This window comes from Winogradskyella sp. KYW1333 (assembly GCF_003335675.1).
GTDB lineage: Bacteria > Bacteroidota > Bacteroidia > Flavobacteriales > Flavobacteriaceae > Winogradskyella.
Map to the genome: position 1 here is coordinate 284,497 of NZ_QPHL01000017.1, position 20,898 is coordinate 305,394.

The window sequence follows — 20,898 nt, forward strand, 5'->3', positions numbered from 1 at the left end:
TATGAATACCAATCTAAGTCGCGTACTAGCGATATCAGTATTGGCTTTCTTTACTATTGTTGCATGTAAGGAAGAGGCCAACAAGGACACTGCAATGGCAGAAAAAATCCCAGGAATTGTATTAGAAAACATGGACACTTCAGTTAGTCCTAAAGAAGATTTTTACAATTACGTTAATGGAACCTGGATGAAAACTAACACAATCCCAGATGACGAATCTCGTTGGGGAGGATTTGGTGTATTACGTAAATCTACTAGAGCAGACGTACTAGAAATTATTAATACGTCAAAAGAGTTAGGAACCTACAAAGAAGGTTCAGATCAGAAAAAAGCACTATTGATATTTGAATCTGAATTAGACACTGTTGCTAGGGCAGAGGCAGGCGTAAAACCTTTAAAACCTTATTTAGAAGCAATAAATGGGGTTAATTCTGTTGAAGACTTACAAGTATTAGCAGCGACGAACCTTGGTGTTTCAATACCTTTTGCTGGCTTAGGCGCAGGACCAGATTTAAACAACAGTACAATGAATACGTGTTGGGTGGCTCCGGGAGGTCTTGGGTTACAACGCGACTATTATCTTGAGCAAGACGATAAGAATAAGGAGATAAGAGAGCAATACAAAGCGCATATCACTAGAATGCTACAGTTTATTGATTACTCTGAGGAAGATGCTAAAGCGGCATCAGAGCTTATTTTGAAATTAGAGACGCAATTGGCAGAACCGAGATTGGACAAAGTTGCTAGAAGGGACATTAGAAACATGAATAACCCAAGGAAGGTGTCAGAGCTCCAAGCTATGGCTCCAAGCATCAATTGGTCCAAGATGATTGATGATATGGGAATTGAAAAGCAAATAGACACCATAATGGTAATGCAACCTAAGTATATGGCCGCAATGAATGAGTTTTTAAATACTATTTCTATTGAGGATATTAAGACCTTAGTGATTTGGAGAACTTTAGATGACGCTGCGGCATTCTTAAGTCCTGAAATTGAAAAAGCAAATTGGGAATTCTATGGTAAAACATTGAATGGTTCTAAGGCAATGAGACCTGCAGATGAGCGTGCTTTAGGGACAATAGATGGAAGTGTTGGAGAAGCAGTTGGACAATTATATGTGCAAGCGAAGTTTCCACCAGAGGCAAAAGAGAAAGCTGAAAAAATGATTGCCAATGTTATTACTGCTTTTCAAAATAGAATTGAAAAGCTAGATTGGATGACAGAAGAAACTAAGAAGAAAGCTATTGAAAAGCTTGATAAGTTTACGGTAAAAATTGCTTATCCAGACGAGTGGAGAGATTATTCAGAAATGAAAGTGAAAGAGGGTAATTCTTATGCTGAAAATATGTTGGCTGTTATGGAATGGCAACAAAAAGAAAATCTTAGTGAAATCAATGAACCAATTGATAAAAAGCGTTGGGGAATGCCACCACAAATGGTGAATGCATATTTTAACCCTATTAATAATGAGATTGTATTCCCTGCAGCAATATTGCAACCTCCGTTTTATAACTATACTGCTGATGAGGCTGTAAATTATGGCGGAATAGGTGCTGTAATTGGCCACGAAATCTCTCATGCGTTTGATGATTCTGGTGCACGTTTTGACGCTGACGGAAACGTAAACAACTGGTGGACACCAGAAGATTTGACGGAATTTGAAAAGCGTGGTAACGCATTAGCAGATCAGTATTCAGCGATTGAAGTGTTAGATAGTGTTTTTGTAAATGGGCCATTTACATTAGGTGAGAATATTGGAGACCTTGGTGGCGTATTAGGTGCGTATGACGGATTACAATTATTCTTTGAAGAAAATGGAAGACCAGGTGATATTGATGGTTTTACTGCTGAGCAACGTTTCTTTATGTCTTGGGCTACAGTTTGGAGAACATTGACAAGAGATGATGCTTTGAGAAATCAGATTATGACAGATCCACATTCACCTGGACAGGTGAGAGCAATACAGCCTCTCAAAAACATAGATGCTTTCTATCAAGCATTTGATATTAAAGAAGGAGATAATATGTATCTCCCTCCTGAAGAACGAGTAAGAATTTGGTAATACCAAACAAAAAAATGCGACCAACCAGTCGCATTTTTTTATGCTATAAATTTATAGCAATTAGTTTTTATTTGCCTCAGTAGCAAGTTGTGCTTTTTGAGATTCTAACGCTTGTCTACTCACCTTGGCAAGGTTAAAATTAGGATCGATAGCTAAGGCATCGTTCATTAATTTTAAAGCAGTATCTATATTTGCAGTTTTATTTTCAGTGAAAGATAATAGTCCCTTTAGGCATAAAAAAGCAGCCTTTAAAGAAGTCTCATAAGGTTGTTGTGTTTCGTAAAATGCTCTTTTCTGATCTTCTTTAGAATTTGTCAAACCGTATTCAATGTTTGTTCTTGCACCGGCTAGATCATTGATTTGAATTTTCATATCAGCCATATCATAGGCTAAATAAGGGTTTGGGTCTCTTTTATAGAGCTCTTCATAATGCTCTAAAGCCATTTTTGGCTGATTAAGATTTTTTAGTGCTAGAGCTTTTACCTCGACATTCATGTCTGAATCCGTCGCATTTTTTTCAACACCGATTGTATTTAAGGCTTGGACATATTTACCTTCAGAAAGATAAAGATAAGCCAGTGTATCTTGCCTAGCAACATTAGGTTCTAATACATTTAAGTGGGTTAAGGCACTAATAATACCTTGAACATCACCTTGCTTTTTCATTTGTTTGTAGTAAGTCTCGTAGTGAGCTTTTAATCCGTCATTACTTTGTGCAAAAATGCTAACTGAAAATAATAACATCAATGCAATTGTAGTCTGTTTCATTATTAATTAATTTTAGGCGCTAAAACTATAAAAATTAATGGTAATTGACCTTAAAATTCTATTAATTTCTATAGCGCATGTTTAAACTTATAGTCCAAAAGCTGTACCAGTTTTTCGCTCTCTATAATTTTTCCTTTGCTTGTTGTTGTATTTTCAAACTCTGGTGGTGGTAAATTGTTGTCTTTTGAATATGAGGTGTAATAGGATTTTCTTGTGGGATGAGCAGGATAGACAGCATTGATTGTTGTACCAAAAAGTTCCTTTTCAATTATTTGGGCAATGATATCAATACAATCTTCTTTATGGATTAGGTTAATTGGTGCTTTGGGGTTTTTAACACCAGATCTGCCTGACAAGAAATTTCCTGGATGACGATTTTCATCAATTAGTCCTCCAAATCTTATTATGGTAGTTTTAAAATAACTATTGCTCATTAAGAGATTTTCGATTTCTATGAGTTGTTTAGCAGTTTCATAATTATTGGGCTTGAATTTAGAACTAATAATAGGTATGTTACTTTCATCTTTAAATACTGAAGTAGAGCTTACGTAAATGACTTTCTGAATTTGATTTTCAACTATTGATTCCACCAAATGAGAAATTTCAGCGATATGATTTTTATTTGGATGCTTTCTTAATCCTGGTGGAACATTTATGATTAGTAAATCACTATGCTCAAGAAAGCTATTAATATCGCCTTGTATTTTATCTTCAGCAAGTTTGATTGTAAAAGGGTCAATGTGGTTTTCCCTTAACAATTCTAATTTCTCATTAGAAGTTGTAGAACCTTTTACTGCAATTCCTTTGTTAACCAAAGCAATTCCTAGAGGGAACCCCAACCAACCACAACCAATTATACTTACTTGTTTTATCAATGTTTCCTGAAGATTAATTTAACAAAAATAGGGTTTAAAATGTTGGTTATCCGAGCAATTTTGCTGAATGATTAATTTTCTGTAACTTTAAAAGTAACTCTAAAATTTTGAGGTAATGGGTATTAGAAGTTTTCAAGGATCGCGTAAGCAACAAAATGTTGCTGCACCAGTTGCGTTAAAAGTAAGAGATTACATGACGACTAGTTTAATTACATTTAGACCAGATCAATCAGTACAAGAAGTTGTAGAATCTCTAATTAAGTATAAAATATCAGGTGGACCTGTTGTAAATAATAAACAGGAACTGGTTGGTATTATTTCTGAAGGTGACTGTTTAAAACAATTAAGCGAAAGCCGTTATTACAATATGCCTTTAGAGCATGACAATGTTGAAAAGCGAATGGCAAGAAATATTGAAACAATTGATGGTAATATGGATATTTTTGATGCCGCTAATAAGTTTTTAAATTCTAAAAGAAGGCGTTTTCCTATTGTAGAGAATGGGAAACTAGTCGGTCAGATTAGCCAAAAAGATATTTTAATAGCCGCGTTGCACCTTAAAGGACAAAACTGGAATAGCTCAGTAAAAAGTTATTCTTAGTCGTTTCGCTTCACCAAAGCGTAATAATCATTTTCTAAAGGTAAATACCCTTGGTCATATACAAAATAGTAGATGGTTCCGGCTTTTGTTTTATATAAGCTTGTTATATAGTTAAAGTCAAATCCCTTTTCTATAAGTTTTGCTCTTGAGGTTTTAGTTTTTTTGTCTGGGTTGAGTTGTTCTAAAATTCTATAATTTTTTCTTAGTCTATTATTGGTGTTCCGTATAAGGTTCTTAGAATCTTTGTTTATTCTGTTGTTATAGGCATTTCTGCAACCATCACTACAAAATTTCTTGTCAATTCTTCCAATTATTTTATCTCCACACTCTGGACAGTTTTTTTGCATATAAGCTTTGTTTTTTGCAAATATAGGCAATTCTTAGCCGATTACAAATGACTACAAACATTTACAAACGATTTTAAACAAGTAAATACCGAATAATATTTGGAAGCCGTCTCATCTTTGCATTGTCGAAACATAAGAACTCGATAGTATTAACTGTTTAACATTAAAAATTAGAATTATGAACACATTAAGAAACAAAGTACAGTTGATTGGTAATTTAGGTAACGATCCAGAAATCATCAATTTAGAATCAGGTAAGACATTAGCAAAATTTGCAATAGCTACAAATGAAAGTTACAAAAATGCACAAGGTGAAAAAGTTGCGGACACGCAATGGCATAATATTGTTGCTTGGGGTAAAACCGCTCAGATAGTGGAGAAGTATGTGACAAAGGGAAAGGAAGTTGCCATAGAAGGCAAGTTAACCACCAGATCTTGGGAAGACAAGGACGGTATGAGGCGTTATACAACTGAAGTTGTATGTAGCGAATTACTGATGCTAGGAAAATAGCATGTATAAACTCAAATAAAAAGAGCAACCCATTGGGCTGCTCTTTTTTTATAATTTAAAACTAAAATTTAATTTTTTATTACTTTTTTAGTAATATTATTTCCAGTTGTTGAATTAGTTATTTTCACAAAATAAAGTGAATCATCTAAATCGCTTAAGTTTGAAAGTGTAAGTCTACCATTTGAAGCATCACTTTTCTGAGACATAATTAATCTACCATTAATGTCTATCAGATTTAATTCAAAGGAGTCACTATACGCCTTATTTAAAGTCACAGTAATTTCATCTACAAATGGATTTGGACTAACTGCAACATTAGAAACTGCAAAATCCTCTACAGATAATGCACCTGGGCAAATTCCCCAGCCCATATCTTGGAAGAATCCTAAAGTTATAAAACCAGGATTATGATTTGCTACACCAGCACTAACGGAAGACCGCATCAGTGAGTTAATATCACCAATTGGAAAAGTAGCGTTATCCCAATGGCTGATACTAGAGCCACCGCTCCACGCAGTAGGAGCATATAATTTAGGTAATGTACCACCTTGGTTTAATTGCTGAATGGCTGTAGGGGAATTGCAGTATAAGTCATTACCTGTTAATTCTGCACCTAGTGCAGCAGATGGGTCTGCTAAACTCAATATATCTGTACCTGAACCGTTTTCAATAAAATGAGCGTATATGGCAGGTATATTATTGTTTGGTTCACGTATAGAACCTATATCATCTGGAAAACTTGGGGTTACAGTAGCCCAACCATCCGTAAAACCTAAGCCATGACCTAATTCGTGTAAAACTACAGTAACAAAATCTATTTGTCCTGCAGGAGGATTAGCGTCAGTCCCATAATACCAGTTGGTAGTATTATTGAAATTAGCATTAATATCATTAGTCCCACCAAATGGACTTCTATCTTCACCTTCTAATTTTTCCCACAATGCAGCTGGATAAAATGTGTTTGGAATTGTACCGGCCACGGAAGACGTTAATAAAGTAGCTGGTCCAGCACTTCCCAATACGCCTTGACCAAGTGATGTAAATGTCGCACTTACGTTAATTGGTACAGATGATTCGATTGAAAATGCCCATATATCTACAGCATATTGAAAGGCTGCTTGAGCTTCTGGTGTAAAACCATTATAATTGACCACAAAGTTTGCACATGGATCGTTATTAGAATCCATCCTTGCAGCAGTCTCAGGTGCTCGAGGTATAGAAATCTGACCTACATATTCACCTAAAGGAAGTTCACAGGTAGGCCTTGCAGGAATAACTTCTCGTATTTCATAAGTGCCATCTTGGGCACCTATTAGTAGCGAAGAAAACATTACTAGGGATGCTAATAAATTCTTAAAATATAAGGTAATTTTTGTCATAGTGTAATATTTTTTTGTCTTTAAAAATAGTGCAAAATTCGAAAATAGATGGAATTCTTTCAAAATAATTAACAATGTAAGGATTCAAAGACTTGACAATAGGATATAGAAGTTTTAAGCTACTTTTTTAAGAAGATCATAGCATGGACACTTTTTACATCGCTTGTACTCTGCTTTTTTATATTTTTTGCAACATTTGGATTTTATGCTGCCGAGACAATCAAAGCCTGAAGTTTGAAGAACTTTTATACGGTCCTTTTTAAGCTTTTTATCTTTCTTTTTCTTGCCCATTAAATCGTAAAAGATTAACGGTACAAAAATACTTATTTTTATTTATTCTAAATAAATTTTAACACTTTAAGCTTCCCCACTTAAATCTTGGGCGGCCGAGTTTACTGTGAGTTGCTGTATATCTCTATCAAACAGGTAAAGCCCTCCCTTATCGTCACCAATCATGTTTACTTTATCTAAAATAGTTCTCGCTACAGCTTCTTCTTCTATCTGTTCCGCGACATACCATTGTAAGAAATTATGCGTGGCATAATCTTTTTCCTGCAATGAAATATGGACTAATTCATTAATACTTTCTGACACAAAAATTTCATGCTTTAATAGCAATTCAAACATTTCTTGAAAACTGCTATAAGTAACCTCTGGCGCATTTAGTTCAGAAATGTGTGCGTGACCACCTCTTTCATTAACAAATTTTATCAATTTTAGCATATGCTCTCTTTCTTCATCTGACTGATCATACATAAAATTTGAGATACCTTCTAATCCCTTCACTTCAGCCCAAACAGCCATTGCTAAATATACTTGAGAAGATTCTGCTTCAATTCTTATTTGCTTGTTTAATGCAGTTTCTATTGATTTTGATAACATGCTGAGTACTTTTTTGTAAAGATACTCACTTAATTGCGGATTTTAAAGTAGAATAGCATTTCTGAAATGATTTATTATAATTCAGATTTAATCTAATTTATATTACAGTTAAAAAAAGATTTCTTGTGCCAATCTAAAGGTATTGGCATGTGCATCTACTATGGTTTTAATATCTGGTGAATATCCACCACCCATACTGCACATTACGGGAATGTCATTTGATTTACACTGTTCCAAAACATACCGATCCCGTTCCTTACATCCTTCAATAGTGAGACCTAATTTACCCAGTTTGTCAGATGCAATGATATCTACTCCAGATAAATAGTATATGAAGTCTGGCTTTTCCTGATTGATTAATTTGAGTAGAGTTGATTTTAGTATCTGCAAATAGGTGTTATCATTGGTGTTATTTTCTAATGCAATGTCAAGGTCACTAGTTTCTTTTTTAAATGGGTAATTACTTTTGCCGTGCATTGAAAAGGTAAACACCGAAGCATCGTTTTGAAATATTTGTGCTGTGCCATTGCCTTGATGCACATCTAAATCTACAATTAGAACTTTTTTCACCAATCCTTTAGTTTGTAAATACCTAGTGCCAATAGCTTGATCATTTAATAAACAAAAGGCCTCACCTCTGTTTGTATATGCATGATGCGTACCACCTGCAATATTCATAGCAATTCCATTTTCTAATGCATATAGGCTCGCTTTAATGGTGCCATCTGCTATTATAACTTCACGTTCAACTAAGATTTCACTTAGAGGAAAACCAATTTTTCTTGCTGCACGTTGGTCTAATGTTATATTGACCAAATTGTAGTAATATTCTGGTTCATGTACAGCAAGAATATGCTTATCATTGGGCTTTGAAGGCTCAAAAAAATTATCCTTTATACATGTACCCTCATGGAGTAATTGCTGAGGTAGTAAATCGTATTTTTCCATAGGAAAACGATGTCCTTCTGGCAATGGATGTCTATATATTGGGTGATATGCTATTTTAAGCATTGTCTATAATAAAGCCTACTTAACTAGTTTATTGAGATTGATTTTTTGTCAAAAATAAAAGTTCCATCCTCGACCATGCCCTCAATAAACAATGTCACTGGAACAGTTGGTTCTTCCATTTTAATGCTTAATGTACCATTGTCATTAATTTTAAGATCTGGCTTCCAATCTATGGTACCATATCCTGTATAAAAATCGCCGTAGTAAGAATTATATTGAGGGACATAGAACTTTTTCTTGGCACTAAATTTTAGTGGTAAATCAAATTCCTCTGCAGTCTTATTTCCCCTTGAATCAAAAAAGCTATTTTGAGAGGAGTAAATTCTAATTACACCATTGAGCCCTCTAAACCCCTCTCCAAGTCCACCAAGATTGATTTCAATATAATCTACATCTGCCATTGTGTAAGTAGAAATGATATCTAAACTTACTAAGGGAGTGTCATCTAAAAAGACTGTCATAGGACCTTGAGTTTGACGCGAACTATAGTAAGCTGTTTCACTTGTAACTGGATCTATACCTTTATATACCCTATTGAAAGAAAGATACTGTTCTAATGAATTATAGGTCAATCGATCCATCTGTGTAATTACCTTTATTGACCCAAAGCCATGATTATTTAGTTTTTGTGTTTTTAAGAATTTTTTATCTCGGGTCGAGGTTACAACAATTTCTTCTAGTTCTTGAACCCCATCTAATTTTTGGTTTAAGGGAGCCGTTACTTTTAATCGTTGACTGATATCGTAATTGAACTTTGGCTGTAGTGGATTAAAGTTTGTTCTTAATTCTGGGATAGAATTCGGTACTGGTTGTAAATAAAGTTGTGCTGGTACTAAATCCTCTTCATTCTTTATTCTTGAAATAAAAATCCGGTTGGTTTCGTTAGGAAATAAATTTTCGAAAATAAGGCTATTATCGCCATCAGAAACCTGTTTGTATCTTGGTTGACTGTCTTTAAAATGGTGCAAGATGAAGGTATCCTCTGTATGGTCTTTATTGTTTACGTTGGCTATAATGGATATGCCTTGCTCAAAAGGATATGGCAATTTCTCTGGGATGAATAAATTATTCCAGTCGTAACTGCTCCAGCCTTGTGTTAAGAGTAAATTATCAAGTTCATATCGTTTTTTTTCATCAATATTTTCAAAATAAAATTTTCCGTATTCAATAGGTCCTTTTACATATGGCTGTAAAAACACCTGAGATAATATATTATTATGTCTATTGTATGATCTTGTGTCTTGAGGTAACACAGAAACACTAACATTGTTATACAACTCAGAACTAACACCTCTAAAATTTAGATTTATTGTTATTGAATCAGCATTTTTAGTTGCAGAGACCTTATTTGAGTCAACTATTTTAATTCCTTCATAATTAAAGAAAAGTCGCTCAGCAATTGGTTTTTCGTTTTCATCAAACAGTGTTAGAATATTAGTTCCTGAAGGAATATTGGCAAACTCAATGACTTTGTTAATTACTGTTTTATCATTAAAATATATATCCATTATTTCATAATCCTTACCATTATGAAGCATTAAAGTATATCGATTGTTTTTTAATTGATTTAGTGTTTCTTTATTGGTTAGTATTGAAGCGAATAGTTTTGATTTAAGGCGTTTAACAGATAAAACCACACCATTTTTTTCAACAATATGACCTAATGGGAAACTGAAATTTTCATTACCATAGTTAATTTTAACCCAGTAGGTACTGCTTATATTGGCTAGTAAAGGAAATTTACCAATACCTACACTGTTTGTTTTAAAAGTTGTAAGAACCTTATTATTATTATCTAATACCTCACCACTAACATAGGCAAGACCAAAACCTTGACTGTCCTTGATTACCACACCAATATTATTTACAATACCATGTAATAGATGACCGCTTTCAGGAAGGAACTGTGCATCAATAGAATTTTTAACTACGGGCTTTTCAATATATGGCTCAACATCTGGATCAATAACTTTAACTGCTTCAGTAAAGAAATTAGTTTCGTTAAAATTCCGCATATAGTTAGTGTAAGCTCTTACGTTATACATACCTGAAGTAAAAAGTGAATCTATCTTAATTACGTTTGAAGCAATACCATTCGCAACTCTTACAAGTTGTTGCTTAATCACATTATTGTTTTTATCCGATACATTTATATAGAGATTTGTTGTTATTAATGATGGTGTTTTTTCCTTTTTGTCCAAAATATAGGCTGTAAAGCCAATGTTCTCTCCCTTGATGTATGTTGATTTATTTAAGTGAAGGTATACCACTTCTCGAGGTGTATCCACATACTCTTCATAGGTTTCAAAAATATCATTGGTATTTTGAGAAAAACTAAAAAAAGTAACTAGAAATAGTATTAGAACGGATGAAAGTGAGGTTAGAGTAGATTTAATCATAGCAATGGCTTTTTCTTGTCAAAGATATCAAAAACCACACCAGTAAATACTTACTTTAACTTCATTTTAAGCAAAAACAAATTGAATATAAGCCTTTAATTATAAAGCTATTAACTGATTTTTAGGCCGTTGGTAATTTCACCCAAATCAGGGTTAACAAAAACTAGATTTCCGGTTTTATCTTCGGTCATCAATATCATTCCTTGACTTTCGACGCCTCTTAATTTTCTTGGTGCTAAATTCACTAAAACAGTGACGCGCTTTCCTATTACTTCTTCTGGTTTAAAACTTTCAGCAATGCCAGAAACTATAGTTCGGGTATCAATTCCTGTATCAATCTTAAGTACTAAGAGTTTTTTGGTTTTAGGCATTTTTTCTGCTTCTAGAATTGTACCAACTCTTAGATCTAATTTTGTGAAATCATCAAAGGTTATTTCTTCTTTTTGTGGCTCAATAGATTGATTAGCATTTTTATTCGCCTTTCTATTGGTCTCTAGTTTATCCAATTGATTTTGAATTTCACTATCCTCAATTTTAGAAAACAGAAGTTCAGGCTTACCTGTTTGAATTAAATGTCCTGACGGCATTAGGATATCTTCTTTAGAAATAGAGCTCCAATTATTAGTATGAGAATTTAAAATTCTTTTTAATTTGTTAGATGTAAATGGTAAGAATGGTTCGCATAAAACGGCTAAGGCTGTTGCAATTTGTAAGGCAACATACATAACTGTTGTGGTTCGTGCTTCATCCGTTTTTATTGTTTTCCATGGTTCTTCATCAGCCAAATACTTGTTTCCTAAACGAGCAAGGTTCATTAATTCTTGACTTCCTTCTCTAAACCTAAAGCGCTCTATTGAACTAGATATAACTGACGGGTACGCTTTTAAGGTTGTTAAAGTCTCTTTGTCAATATCCTTAAATTCTGATGGTTCTGGTATTATACCGTTATAATATTTATTGGTTAATACAACAACACGGTTTATAAAATTACCAAAGATGGCAACAAGCTCATTATTGTTCCTCGCTTGAAAATCTTTCCAAGTAAAATCATTATCCTTTGTTTCAGGTGCATTAGCAGTTAATGCATATCGCAGCACGTCCTGTTGATTTGGAAATTCCTTTAAATAATCTGGTAGCCAAACGGCCCAGTTTTTTGAAGTAGAAAGCTTGTTACCTTCTAAATTTAAAAACTCATTAGCAGGCACATTTTTTGGCAATATATAAGAACCTTCTGCTTTTAACATCGATGGAAAAATAATACAGTGAAAAACAATATTGTCTTTACCTATGAAATGATATAATTCTGTATTCTCATCTTTCCAATAATCTTCCCAATTTTTCCCAACGCGTTGAGCCCATTCTTTTGTTGAGGATATATAACCAATTGGAGCATCAAACCAGACATAAAGTACTTTGCCTTCGCCACCCTCAACTGGGACAGGAATCCCCCAATCTAAATCTCTTGTTACAGCTCTTGGCCTTAGACCATCATCAATCCATGATTTCACCTGGCCATAAACATTGGGCTTCCAATCTTTTTTATGACCTTTTAAAATCCATTCTTTCAGAAATTCTTCATGTTTATTTAAAGGAAGAAACCAGTGCTTTGTTTCCTTTAAACTTGGTATGTTACCCGTTATTGCTGATTTTGGATTTATTAAGTCTGTTGCATTTAGACTTGTTCCGCAGTTTTCACATTGGTCACCATATGCTTCTTCATTACCACACTTTGGGCAAGTACCAGTCACAAAACGGTCTGCCAAAAACTGATTTGCTTCAGCATCGTATAATTGCTCTGAAACCTCTTCGACAAACTCATTTTTATTGTATAAGGTTTTAAAGAATTCTGAAGCAGTTTCATGATGAATTTTTGCAGATGTGCGTGAATAGTTATCGAATGATATTCCAAAATCTTCAAATGACTGCTTAATTATTGCATGGTATTTATCTACTATATCCTGAGGAGAAACACCTTCTTTCTTAGCTTTTATTGTAATTGGGACACCATGCTCATCACTACCACATATAAAGGCAACATCATTACCAGTTAATCTTAAGTATCTTGAGTATATATCTGCAGGAACATAAACACCTGCTAAATGGCCAATATGAATAGGACCATTTGTATATGGTAAGGCTGCTGTTATGGTATATCTTTTAGGCATTATTTTAGCTTTAGCAAGCCACAAAAGTACGTAATATATAAGGGATTTAGAAAAAAAATGTAAATTTACAAAAAGCCAGATTTATGAGTTTGAGACACCTTTTTGCTTGCTTAATAATGGGTGTAATTATTTTTCATTCAAATCACGTATATGCACAAGATAATACCGAAAATTTTACTAGAATGACATCACAATTAATACAACCTCCATATCTTAAAGTTGGTGATACGGTTGCAATTGTTGCTCCTTCTGGAATTTTAAAAAGTCGTGAAGGGGAAATACAACAAGCTATAGCACTATTAAATAAATGGGGACTTAATGCCAAATTAGGTGATAATGTATTTAATAAGGCAAATCATTTTGCTGGAACGGACCAAGAACGTTGTGAGGATTTTCAAAATGCTTTAGATGACTCGAGCATTAGTGCCATTTGGTGCGCACGAGGAGGTTATGGTACTGTAAGAATATTAGATAAGTTGGATTATTCAAAATTTAGAAAAGAACCAAAATGGATTATCGGTTATAGTGACATTACAGCCTTACATAATCAATTACACAACGAGGGTGTGGAGTCTATACACGCATTAATGTGTGTAAGCTTAACAAAGGATTTAAGCGAAATACTGGATTCTGTTGAAACTTTTAAATCGGCAATTTTTGGAAATCTAACTCATTACACCCTTGAAGGGACGGAGTATAATAGAGAAGGTGAAGCTACAGGACAGTTAATTGGTGGCAATCTAACAATGTTGCACACTATGCTGGGATCTGATACAAGTATTGACACATCAAATAAAATCCTGTTTATTGAGGAAATAGGTGAGTATAAATACCATATTGATAGAATGTTACAAAGCCTCAAAAGAGCTGGATATTTTGATAACTGTAAGGGCATTATAGTTGGTGATATGTCAAAACTGAGAAAAAACACCACACTTTGGGGAACGTCTATTGAAAAATTAATCCTTGATGCCTTATCAGAATACAGTTTCCCAATCGCCTTCAATATGCCTGCTGGCCACGAAAAAGATAACAGAGCCCTGATATTAGGTAGAACTATTAATTTAAAGGTTGATAAAAGTGGCACAAGAATTACCTTTAATTAATTTACATTGAAATAACTTGTGGCACAACACATTGAACTTGGTAAGAAGGGTGAACAATTAGCGGTAGATTTTTTAATTAAAAATGGCTATAACATCTTAGATCGAAATTATCGGTTTGATAGAGCGGAAGTAGACATTATTGCAAGAAAAGAAGAAATTCTATCAATTATTGAAGTTAAAACTAGAACCAATATTGATTTTGGAAATCCACAAGATTTTGTTAAGCCAAAACAGATTAAAAATTTGGTAAAAGCAGTTAATGAATATATAACTGAGAATGATGTAGACCTAGAAGTGCGATTTGATATAATTTCAATTATAAAAAAAGATAATAAATTTCAAATAGAACACCTTAAAGATGCGTTCTATTATTTCTGATTTGTTAAAATATAAGGTAATTAATCGAAAAAAATTGCAAATAGACGATTTATATGTTAATATTAATGAAAATTAACCCTAAATCTTAAATTAACATGAAACCTAAAGCATCTTTATTACTTATCTGTCTAGTATCGTTATTTTATTATTCTTGCGAAAAAAGTGAATTGGCCAATTCCAAAAATGACCAAAACTATTTTATAATAAAAGAATCCAAGAAAAAGAATGTCATTGCCAAAAGGGCATCACTGGATGAACCTTGTATAGCGGTAGATTTAGTTGCTGGACAAAATGATGTAGTTGGTTCAGTAACAATTGATAGAAATGAAACACATTTAATTTTAACTTATAGTACAAATGACGTTTGGGATATAGATTTAACCCATATGAGCATAGGTGATTGTAACGAACAATGGGTTCCACAAACAGGCTCTGGTAACCCTAAAATCGGTCGATTTGAGCATACTGAACCACATACAGAGAGCATTAAAGAAGTGGTCTATTTTGTAAATTTAGAAGTACTTCCTGATTATACTGACATGTATTGTTTTGCTGCTCACGCTGAAGTAAGTGGTCCAAATGGCGGTGAAACAGCATGGGCTGGTCAGATTGGTGGTGCGAATGTCGATTCAAATTCTCAATCTGATGAATTTACTGTTCAAGACTTTGATGGTAATAGCTGGGCCATGTATATTGAAGCATCTCAGACTTCATGTGATGTTGTTAATGTTGATACACCAAATGATAATAATACTGGTGGTGTAAGATAAACGTATAAAAATAATATATACTAATAAAGGATAACTTTGGTTATCCTTTTTTTAATCTCATTTCAAAGTTTTACAATACTATAATTGAGAATTGTGGATTACTCTGCTGAAATATTTAGAGATAGATATTTGTCACAGCAAATAAAAGACTGTAGAACAGAAAATTTACAACCTTATCTTTTAATTCTAATGTCTTAAACCTTTTATATTCTGATCCTAAGATATCAAATGATAAAACGGAAACTGTAAATATTACACTTAAACCAATAAACCAATACAATGATTTAGGGTAGGGTAGAGTTAGGTTAGTTATTAAAAATATAATAATTAAGACACTTGAAATAACTAACCTTTTCTCACTTTTAGCGTTTAAGTTGTTTCTTATAGAAATGCTTCTTGTTTTATTGAGAATAAAGGCAGAAAGTATAGATAAAATGGTTATGGATAATAGCATATAGTTTTTCAGATTTTACTAGATAAAAATAATTAAATACACGAAACAAATTGAAACTAAATTGAATTTTAATAAAGTTTTATTTATAAAAATTCATTTCATCTATATAATGCCACACTTTATCGGGCAACATTGGTCTGACATTTTTCCCTGCTTTAATATTCTTCCTAATAAACGTTGAAGATAGTTCCATTATTGGAGCAGAAATGTTAAATATTTTAGGGTGATCTTCAAACTTGTTTTCAGTTTTATCATCGGAAAGTCTTGGGTAAACTAAAATCTCATGATTTTCAAGAATCTGTTCGTAATTTTTCCATTTATGGAAACTTTTTAAATTGTCTTCACCCATGATTAAGGAAAATTCATGCTTAGGAAATTTTTCAAACAAATATGTCAAGGTGTCGATAGTGTAATTAGGCTGTTTAAGCCCAAATTCTATATCACTCGGCCGAAGTTTGTCATAGTCCTTAGTTGCTAAATAAACCATTTCTAATCGTTGATGGTCATCTAACAAACTACTTTTCTTTTTAAATGGACTTTGAGGTGTAACTACAAACCAAACTTGGTCTAAATCACTGTGTTCAACTAAATAATTCGCTATGGTTAAATGCCCAATGTGTATTGGGTTAAACGTACCAAAGTATAATCCCACCTTCATTACTATTTTGCTAAAAATTCAGAAACTTTTGTATATGCGTTTTCTAATGCTTCATCTAAATTAGAATTGATAACGATTGTGTCAAACAGCGGAGCAGTAGCAAGTTCTGCCGGAGCTTTAGCTACACGCATACTTATTTTTTCTACACTTTCTTCACCACGATCTTTTAATCGTCTTACCAGTTCATTTAAATCTGGAGGTTTTACAAATACTGCCAAAGTTTGTTCTGGGAACTTGCGTTTAATTCTTAGGCCACCAGAGACATCAATATCAAAAATAACATGTTTTCCTTTGGCCCAAATTCGTTCAACTTCTTCCTTAAGGGTTCCATAAAAATTATCTCTGTATACTTCTTCCCATTCTAGAAACTCGTCGTTCTTAATTTTGTTTTTAAACTCTTTCAAGGATAGGTAATAGTAATCTTTACCATGTACTTCGTTACCTCTTTTTTCTCTAGAAGTTGCTGATATAGAAAATTCTAGATTTAGCTCTGGTTGTTTCAACAAATACCTAACAATTGTTGTTTTGCCAGATCCTGAGGGTGCTGAGAATACGATTAATTTACCTTGTCGTGCTTTGTCTGCCACAATTATGTCTTTTGGTTAAAGTACATTCAATAATTGTTCCTTTATTTTTTCTAGTTCATCTTTCATCTGTACCACTAGTTTTTGCATAGGTGCATAATTTGATTTTGAACCGATTGTATTTATCTCTCTTCCTATCTCTTGAGTTATAAAACCAAGCTTTTTACCATTTGAATCATTTGAATTTAAAGCTTTAATGAAATAGTCTAAATGATTGTCTAATCTTACTTTTTCTTCAGTTATATCAAATTTTTCAATATAGTAAACTAGCTCTTGCTCAAAACGATTCTCGTCTACCTTTTCTTTTATGTCAGCAATTCCTTTTTCTAACCTTGCTCTTACTCCATCAATACGATCAGGATCCATTTGTATAACCTGATTAAGAAGATCTCGAAGCGTTGAAATTCTGTTGGTAAAATCTGCTTTTAATATAGCCCCTTCATCCTTTCTATAATTTACTATTTTGGTTATGGCTTCGTTAATACCGTTTTCAATAGATGACCACTCTTCTTCATCAATGTCATCACGTTCCGTAGTAACAGCATCTGGTAATCTAATAGCCATTTTCAACAATTCAGTTGAGTCACCATCAACAACTTCTTTAAGTTGTTTAATATATTCTTGTACAACAGTTTTATTTATTTTAGAACTCGTATCCTCACCAGTTATTTCTACATAAAGTGAAAAATCTACTTTCCCTCGAACAAGATGCTTTGCAATAAGTTTTCTGATACCCAATTCCTTTGCTCTGTAAGCAGACGGCATACGAGCATTCACATCTAAGTTTTTACTATTTAAAGATTTTAATTCTATAGATATTTTTTTGGTCGGAAGCTGTAAGACAGTTTTCCCATAACCAGTCATGGATTCTATCATTAATAGGATAATATTAAAGTTGCGCTAAGGTACAAAATAGAATGGTTACAAAACTTTTTAAATTGACATTAAATCAACTAGTTGTACTGGTATACTTTTATAACTTTGCAATCTTAAAATTATAGTTATTAATGTATAAAAAAGAGTTTGAAATTAGGTGGAGCGATGTTGATGCAAATGGTCATTTGGCCAATTCTGCATATACAAATTTTATGAGTCATGCCCGAATGGCATTTTTTAATGAACAAGGGTTTTCAATGCCAGAAATCAGAAAATTTAATGTTGGTCCAGTGGTATTTTATGAACACATGTATTACTTTAAGGAATCCTTCCTTGGAGCTCCTATTACGGTGACCATTGAGGTTTCAGGTTTAAGCGAAGACGGTATGTTGTTTAAATTTGAGCATAATTTTTATAATGAAAAGGGTGAAAATTTAGCCTATTGTGAAATGCAAGGTGCATGGATAGATTTAAAGGTTCGAAAACTAACTCAATTGCCAGAAGAATTACTTTCACTAGCACAAAAGTTTCCAAAGACACAAAGTTTCAAAATATTAACTAAGGAAGATACTCGTAAATACGGTATAAAGCCAAGAAATATTGATTTGAACTGAATTATTTAAACGGTTGGTGTTGTTTAAACGACTTTATCTGAACGTTTTTTATAAAGGGTTTTAAAATTTGATTTGGTAAGTACCATTTGTGCCTACAATAACAAGTTAAGCTTTTTGGAATCGCTCCTAATGTGCTTTTTATTTCTGAAGCTGTTCTTCCAAGGTTAATCTGATCTGATTTTGTTGAAATCCCTAGTCTTACATAATCATTTAATATACGAGGATAAATGGCAAATTCTTTGTTTTTTGAATAGTCGATTCCAATAAAATGAGCATCTAAATGGGTTTGGTTTTGCATTGCAGAAAGAAAACCAACCAACTTACTTTTAAGAAAATATCCTCTTACAATAAATTTGTTGTTAAAGGTTGATTTCAGGTGAATATAAGTATCAAGATTTAAAATCTGAGCATTAAAATCTGCATTGTCAATAGTATTTTGATATAGCGCTTGGAGCTGGAATTTGTATTTGTTTATATCCTCTACGGTAAATATTTTTACTTCTAACGCTTCACTTTTCTTATCAGCTCGGTTAGCTTTAACTCTATACTTAGATTTTAGAGCATTTTTATATGTTTCAAAAGAATCCCATTCTGGTTTTAAGTGTATTATCATATTAGATTCGACTTGCATAGAGGCATAATCGAATGATTTTAAATGATCCGTTATAAAAAGTGATTCATTTTCAAAATCTTTAATAAATATTGTATGAAGACGCTTAGAACTTTTATAAAACTTTTTTACGCCTTTGGCAATGGCCTTAAAAGTCTCAATCTTGTCTTCTCCTTTTTTTAAGAATGTACCATACTCGCCACTGAGAAAAACATTTCCGCAAAAAAGAACACACAAATGACTGTTGCAAAATAGATTATTGATAATTCGCCTCAGAGTCGAGGACATTCTTATATTTTTTGTAATGGTTTCAATGCCTATAGTTACTATTTGTGTATTGGCAAAAGCAACAGCTTCATTATCCTTTAGAATAAAGATGTAGTTAAATTCAATATCAGAATTAGATAATTCAAAAGCACTTAAAAACTCAGGTGAATAATAAATATTGGTACAACAGTCCAAACTGTCCCAATAGGAATAGGGTATTTCGTTTATAGACTTAAATATTTTTGACTCTAGCACCAATTTAAGTTGCTTTTTTGGGTTTTTTCGTAACTAAGTAAACCCCTGTAAATATTAATACCATAGCCGATATTTTCAGTAAATCAATAAAGTCTGCACCAATGTATAGTGCAAAAAGACCGGCAATAGCAGGTTGAAGATAAATAAATATACCAACTGTAGATGCTTTTAATTTATTCAGTGCCAAAGGATTTAGGAGATAAGTTCCAAAAGTTGCTCCAATTATTACAAAAAGAACAGAATATGTAATATTTGGAGTAAAAGTTTCCCATTGCACTTCTGTTAATTCATTATATCCAAAAGGAATAAGTATAATCAATCCAAACAAAAACAACCATTTAATAAAGGAGAATGGATGGTATTTAACCGTTAATTTTTTAATTAAAATAACATAGACACTATAGGAAATAGCATTTAAAAATATTAATACGTTACCTAAAGGGACATTATCACCTGCTCTAGCAGATTTTCCGTAAATAGTTAATATTAAAGCGCCGATTAACCCTATTACTACTCCTGCAATTTTAAGAGATGTTATTTTTTCACCTAATACATAAGCCGATAAAACAAGTATGATTATTGGTGTAATTGTCATTATTGCAGAAGCATGTATAGGAGATGTGAATTCTAAACCTTTAAAAAAGAAAAGCATATTTATTACTACACCGAATAAAGCAGCAATAAAAAGTTTGAAGAAATCTTTTCTTTCTATTTTTTCTTGAGGAACAACAAGGCTTACTAACCAAAACAAGAATGTAGCACCTGCAACTCTTAGTAAAACAAAACCAAAAGGTTTTATAAAATTACCATTCATTACCAATTTGGCAATTGTGTAATTAAGGCCGTATAATAATTGCACCATAAACAGTGCAAAAATTGCAAAGCCTCTGCTACTCATGTACTGCTTTTTTAGTAGCTTCTACTACTTTTTTTGAATTACCGATGAAGATTTGGTCATTAATTATCGTAACAGGACGTTTAAGAAATGTATAATGTTCTAAAATGAATTTTTTGAAATTATCTTCAGTAAGATTTTTTTCTTTTAGCCCTAACTCTTTATATAATCTTGCACGCTTACTAAAAAGACTCTCATAACTATCAGTTAAACATCTCATTTCTTCTAATTGTGTATTAGTAATACTTTCTGATTTAATATCTTGAAGAATAAATTCGTCATTAATTTTTAATTCATCAATAATTCTCAGACAAGTATTACAGGAACTGAGGTAGTATATTTTTTTCATTATGAATAATTCAAAGTTTTTAGCAATGCAAAGTAACCGTATTTCATATTTAAAAAATAATTACATTTAAGAAAAATAT

At 32.8% G+C, this 20,898-nt stretch carries 21 protein-coding genes; 7 read left to right on the forward strand and 14 right to left on the reverse strand.

The features are described 5' to 3' along the window. The first annotated feature begins 1 nt into the window (after nt 1). Nucleotides 2-2,065, forward strand: coding sequence for a M13 family metallopeptidase (locus tag DUZ96_RS11090; RefSeq protein ID WP_114302007.1), 2,064 nt, complete (start codon nt 2-4; stop codon nt 2,063-2,065). Between the two features lie 60 nt (nt 2,066-2,125). On the opposite strand, the gene DUZ96_RS11095 is transcribed toward DUZ96_RS11090, so the two are convergent. After that, complete coding sequence (locus tag DUZ96_RS11095; protein WP_114302008.1) at nt 2,126-2,833, reverse strand: hypothetical protein; 708 nt, start codon at nt 2,831-2,833, stop codon at nt 2,126-2,128. A 68-nt stretch (nt 2,834-2,901) separates the two neighbouring features. Then, nucleotides 2,902-3,708 carry a hypothetical protein gene (locus DUZ96_RS11100; RefSeq protein WP_114302009.1) on the reverse strand — a complete coding sequence of 269 codons (807 nt, stop codon included), beginning with the start codon at nt 3,706-3,708 and terminating at the stop codon, nt 2,902-2,904. A gap of 115 nt (nt 3,709-3,823) precedes the next feature. Here DUZ96_RS11100 and DUZ96_RS11105 point away from each other — a divergent pair, with 115 nt between their 5' ends. Beyond that, nucleotides 3,824-4,309 carry a CBS domain-containing protein gene (locus DUZ96_RS11105; RefSeq protein WP_114302010.1) on the forward strand — a complete coding sequence of 162 codons (486 nt, stop codon included), beginning with the start codon at nt 3,824-3,826 and terminating at the stop codon, nt 4,307-4,309. On the opposite strand, the gene DUZ96_RS11110 is transcribed toward DUZ96_RS11105, so the two are convergent. Continuing rightward, on the reverse strand, nt 4,306-4,656 hold the full coding sequence (locus tag DUZ96_RS11110; protein ID WP_114302011.1) for a hypothetical protein: 351 nt from the start codon (nt 4,654-4,656) through the stop codon (nt 4,306-4,308). The genes DUZ96_RS11105 and DUZ96_RS11110 overlap by 4 nt on opposite strands. Nucleotides 4,657-4,834: 178 nt before the next feature. Here DUZ96_RS11110 and DUZ96_RS11115 point away from each other — a divergent pair, with 178 nt between their 5' ends. Continuing rightward, a complete protein-coding gene (locus DUZ96_RS11115; protein ID WP_114302012.1) occupies nt 4,835-5,167 on the forward strand; it encodes a single-stranded DNA-binding protein in 333 nt (110 codons plus the stop codon). Nucleotides 5,168-5,235: 68 nt separating this feature from the next. Here DUZ96_RS11115 and DUZ96_RS11120 read toward each other — a convergent pair whose 3' ends face one another. From DUZ96_RS11120 to metG, 5 genes are all read right to left on the reverse strand, one after another. Then, nucleotides 5,236-6,546, reverse strand: a complete 1,311-nt coding sequence (locus DUZ96_RS11120) for a T9SS type A sorting domain-containing protein (protein WP_114302013.1) — start codon at nt 6,544-6,546, stop codon at nt 5,236-5,238. Nucleotides 6,547-6,903: 357 nt separating this feature from the next. Continuing rightward, nucleotides 6,904-7,428, reverse strand: coding sequence for a ferritin (locus DUZ96_RS11125; protein WP_114302014.1), 525 nt, complete (start codon nt 7,426-7,428; stop codon nt 6,904-6,906). Between the two features lie 108 nt (nt 7,429-7,536). After that, a complete protein-coding gene (locus DUZ96_RS11130; RefSeq protein WP_114302015.1) occupies nt 7,537-8,439 on the reverse strand; it encodes a histone deacetylase in 903 nt (300 codons plus the stop codon). 23 nt (nt 8,440-8,462) lie between these two features. After that, the gene (locus DUZ96_RS11135; protein WP_114302016.1) at nt 8,463-10,838 is read right to left on the reverse strand and encodes a hypothetical protein; all 2,376 of its coding nucleotides are present in this window, start codon (nt 10,836-10,838) and stop codon (nt 8,463-8,465) included. 110 nt (nt 10,839-10,948) lie between these two features. After that, the gene (gene metG / locus DUZ96_RS11140; protein ID WP_114302017.1) at nt 10,949-13,003 is read right to left on the reverse strand and encodes a methionine--tRNA ligase; all 2,055 of its coding nucleotides are present in this window, start codon (nt 13,001-13,003) and stop codon (nt 10,949-10,951) included. Nucleotides 13,004-13,086: 83 nt separating this feature from the next. Here metG and DUZ96_RS11145 point away from each other — a divergent pair, with 83 nt between their 5' ends. The 3 genes from DUZ96_RS11145 to DUZ96_RS11155 all read left to right on the forward strand — a co-directional run bounded on the left by DUZ96_RS11145 (nt 13,087) and on the right by DUZ96_RS11155 (nt 15,257). After that, the gene (locus tag DUZ96_RS11145; RefSeq protein WP_409010770.1) at nt 13,087-14,109 is read left to right on the forward strand and encodes an LD-carboxypeptidase; all 1,023 of its coding nucleotides are present in this window, start codon (nt 13,087-13,089) and stop codon (nt 14,107-14,109) included. Between the two features lie 18 nt (nt 14,110-14,127). Then, nucleotides 14,128-14,487, forward strand: coding sequence for a YraN family protein (locus DUZ96_RS11150; RefSeq protein WP_114302018.1), 360 nt, complete (start codon nt 14,128-14,130; stop codon nt 14,485-14,487). A gap of 95 nt (nt 14,488-14,582) precedes the next feature. Continuing rightward, nucleotides 14,583-15,257: a hypothetical protein gene (locus tag DUZ96_RS11155; RefSeq protein WP_114302019.1), complete on the forward strand. Its 675-nt coding sequence runs from the start codon at nt 14,583-14,585 to the stop codon at nt 15,255-15,257. A 533-nt stretch (nt 15,258-15,790) separates the two neighbouring features. Here DUZ96_RS11155 and nadD read toward each other — a convergent pair. From nadD to DUZ96_RS11175, 3 genes are read right to left on the reverse strand one after another with little or no spacing between them, the layout of a single operon-like run. Next, nucleotides 15,791-16,369, reverse strand: coding sequence for a nicotinate (nicotinamide) nucleotide adenylyltransferase (gene nadD / locus DUZ96_RS11165; RefSeq protein ID WP_114302021.1), 579 nt, complete (start codon nt 16,367-16,369; stop codon nt 15,791-15,793). Between the two features lie 2 nt (nt 16,370-16,371). Beyond that, nucleotides 16,372-16,956 (reverse strand): guanylate kinase, encoded by a 585-nt coding sequence (gmk, locus tag DUZ96_RS11170; RefSeq protein ID WP_114302022.1) that lies wholly within the window; start codon nt 16,954-16,956, stop codon nt 16,372-16,374. 15 nt (nt 16,957-16,971) lie between these two features. Continuing rightward, entirely contained in the window at nt 16,972-17,829 is an 858-nt protein-coding gene (locus DUZ96_RS11175; protein WP_181855274.1) for a YicC/YloC family endoribonuclease, read from the reverse strand. A gap of 131 nt (nt 17,830-17,960) precedes the next feature. Between DUZ96_RS11175 and DUZ96_RS11180 the strand changes: the two genes are divergently transcribed. Then, nucleotides 17,961-18,443, forward strand: coding sequence for a thioesterase family protein (locus tag DUZ96_RS11180; RefSeq protein ID WP_114302023.1), 483 nt, complete (start codon nt 17,961-17,963; stop codon nt 18,441-18,443). Nucleotide 18,444: 1 nt separating this feature from the next. Here DUZ96_RS11180 and DUZ96_RS11185 read toward each other — a convergent pair whose 3' ends face one another. Genes DUZ96_RS11185 through DUZ96_RS11195 form a run of 3 tightly spaced genes read right to left on the reverse strand, consistent with a single transcriptional unit; the run spans nt 18,445 to nt 20,819 of the window. Further along, nucleotides 18,445-19,575: a hypothetical protein gene (locus DUZ96_RS11185; protein WP_258774380.1), complete on the reverse strand. Its 1,131-nt coding sequence runs from the start codon at nt 19,573-19,575 to the stop codon at nt 18,445-18,447. Nucleotides 19,576-19,579: 4 nt separating this feature from the next. Beyond that, nucleotides 19,580-20,473 carry a DMT family transporter gene (locus DUZ96_RS11190; protein WP_114302025.1) on the reverse strand — a complete coding sequence of 298 codons (894 nt, stop codon included), beginning with the start codon at nt 20,471-20,473 and terminating at the stop codon, nt 19,580-19,582. After that, nucleotides 20,466-20,819, reverse strand: coding sequence for an arsenate reductase family protein (locus DUZ96_RS11195; protein ID WP_114302026.1), 354 nt, complete (start codon nt 20,817-20,819; stop codon nt 20,466-20,468). Before DUZ96_RS11195 ends, DUZ96_RS11190 begins: the two co-directional genes overlap by 8 nt. Between the last annotated feature and the right edge of the window lie 79 nt (nt 20,820-20,898).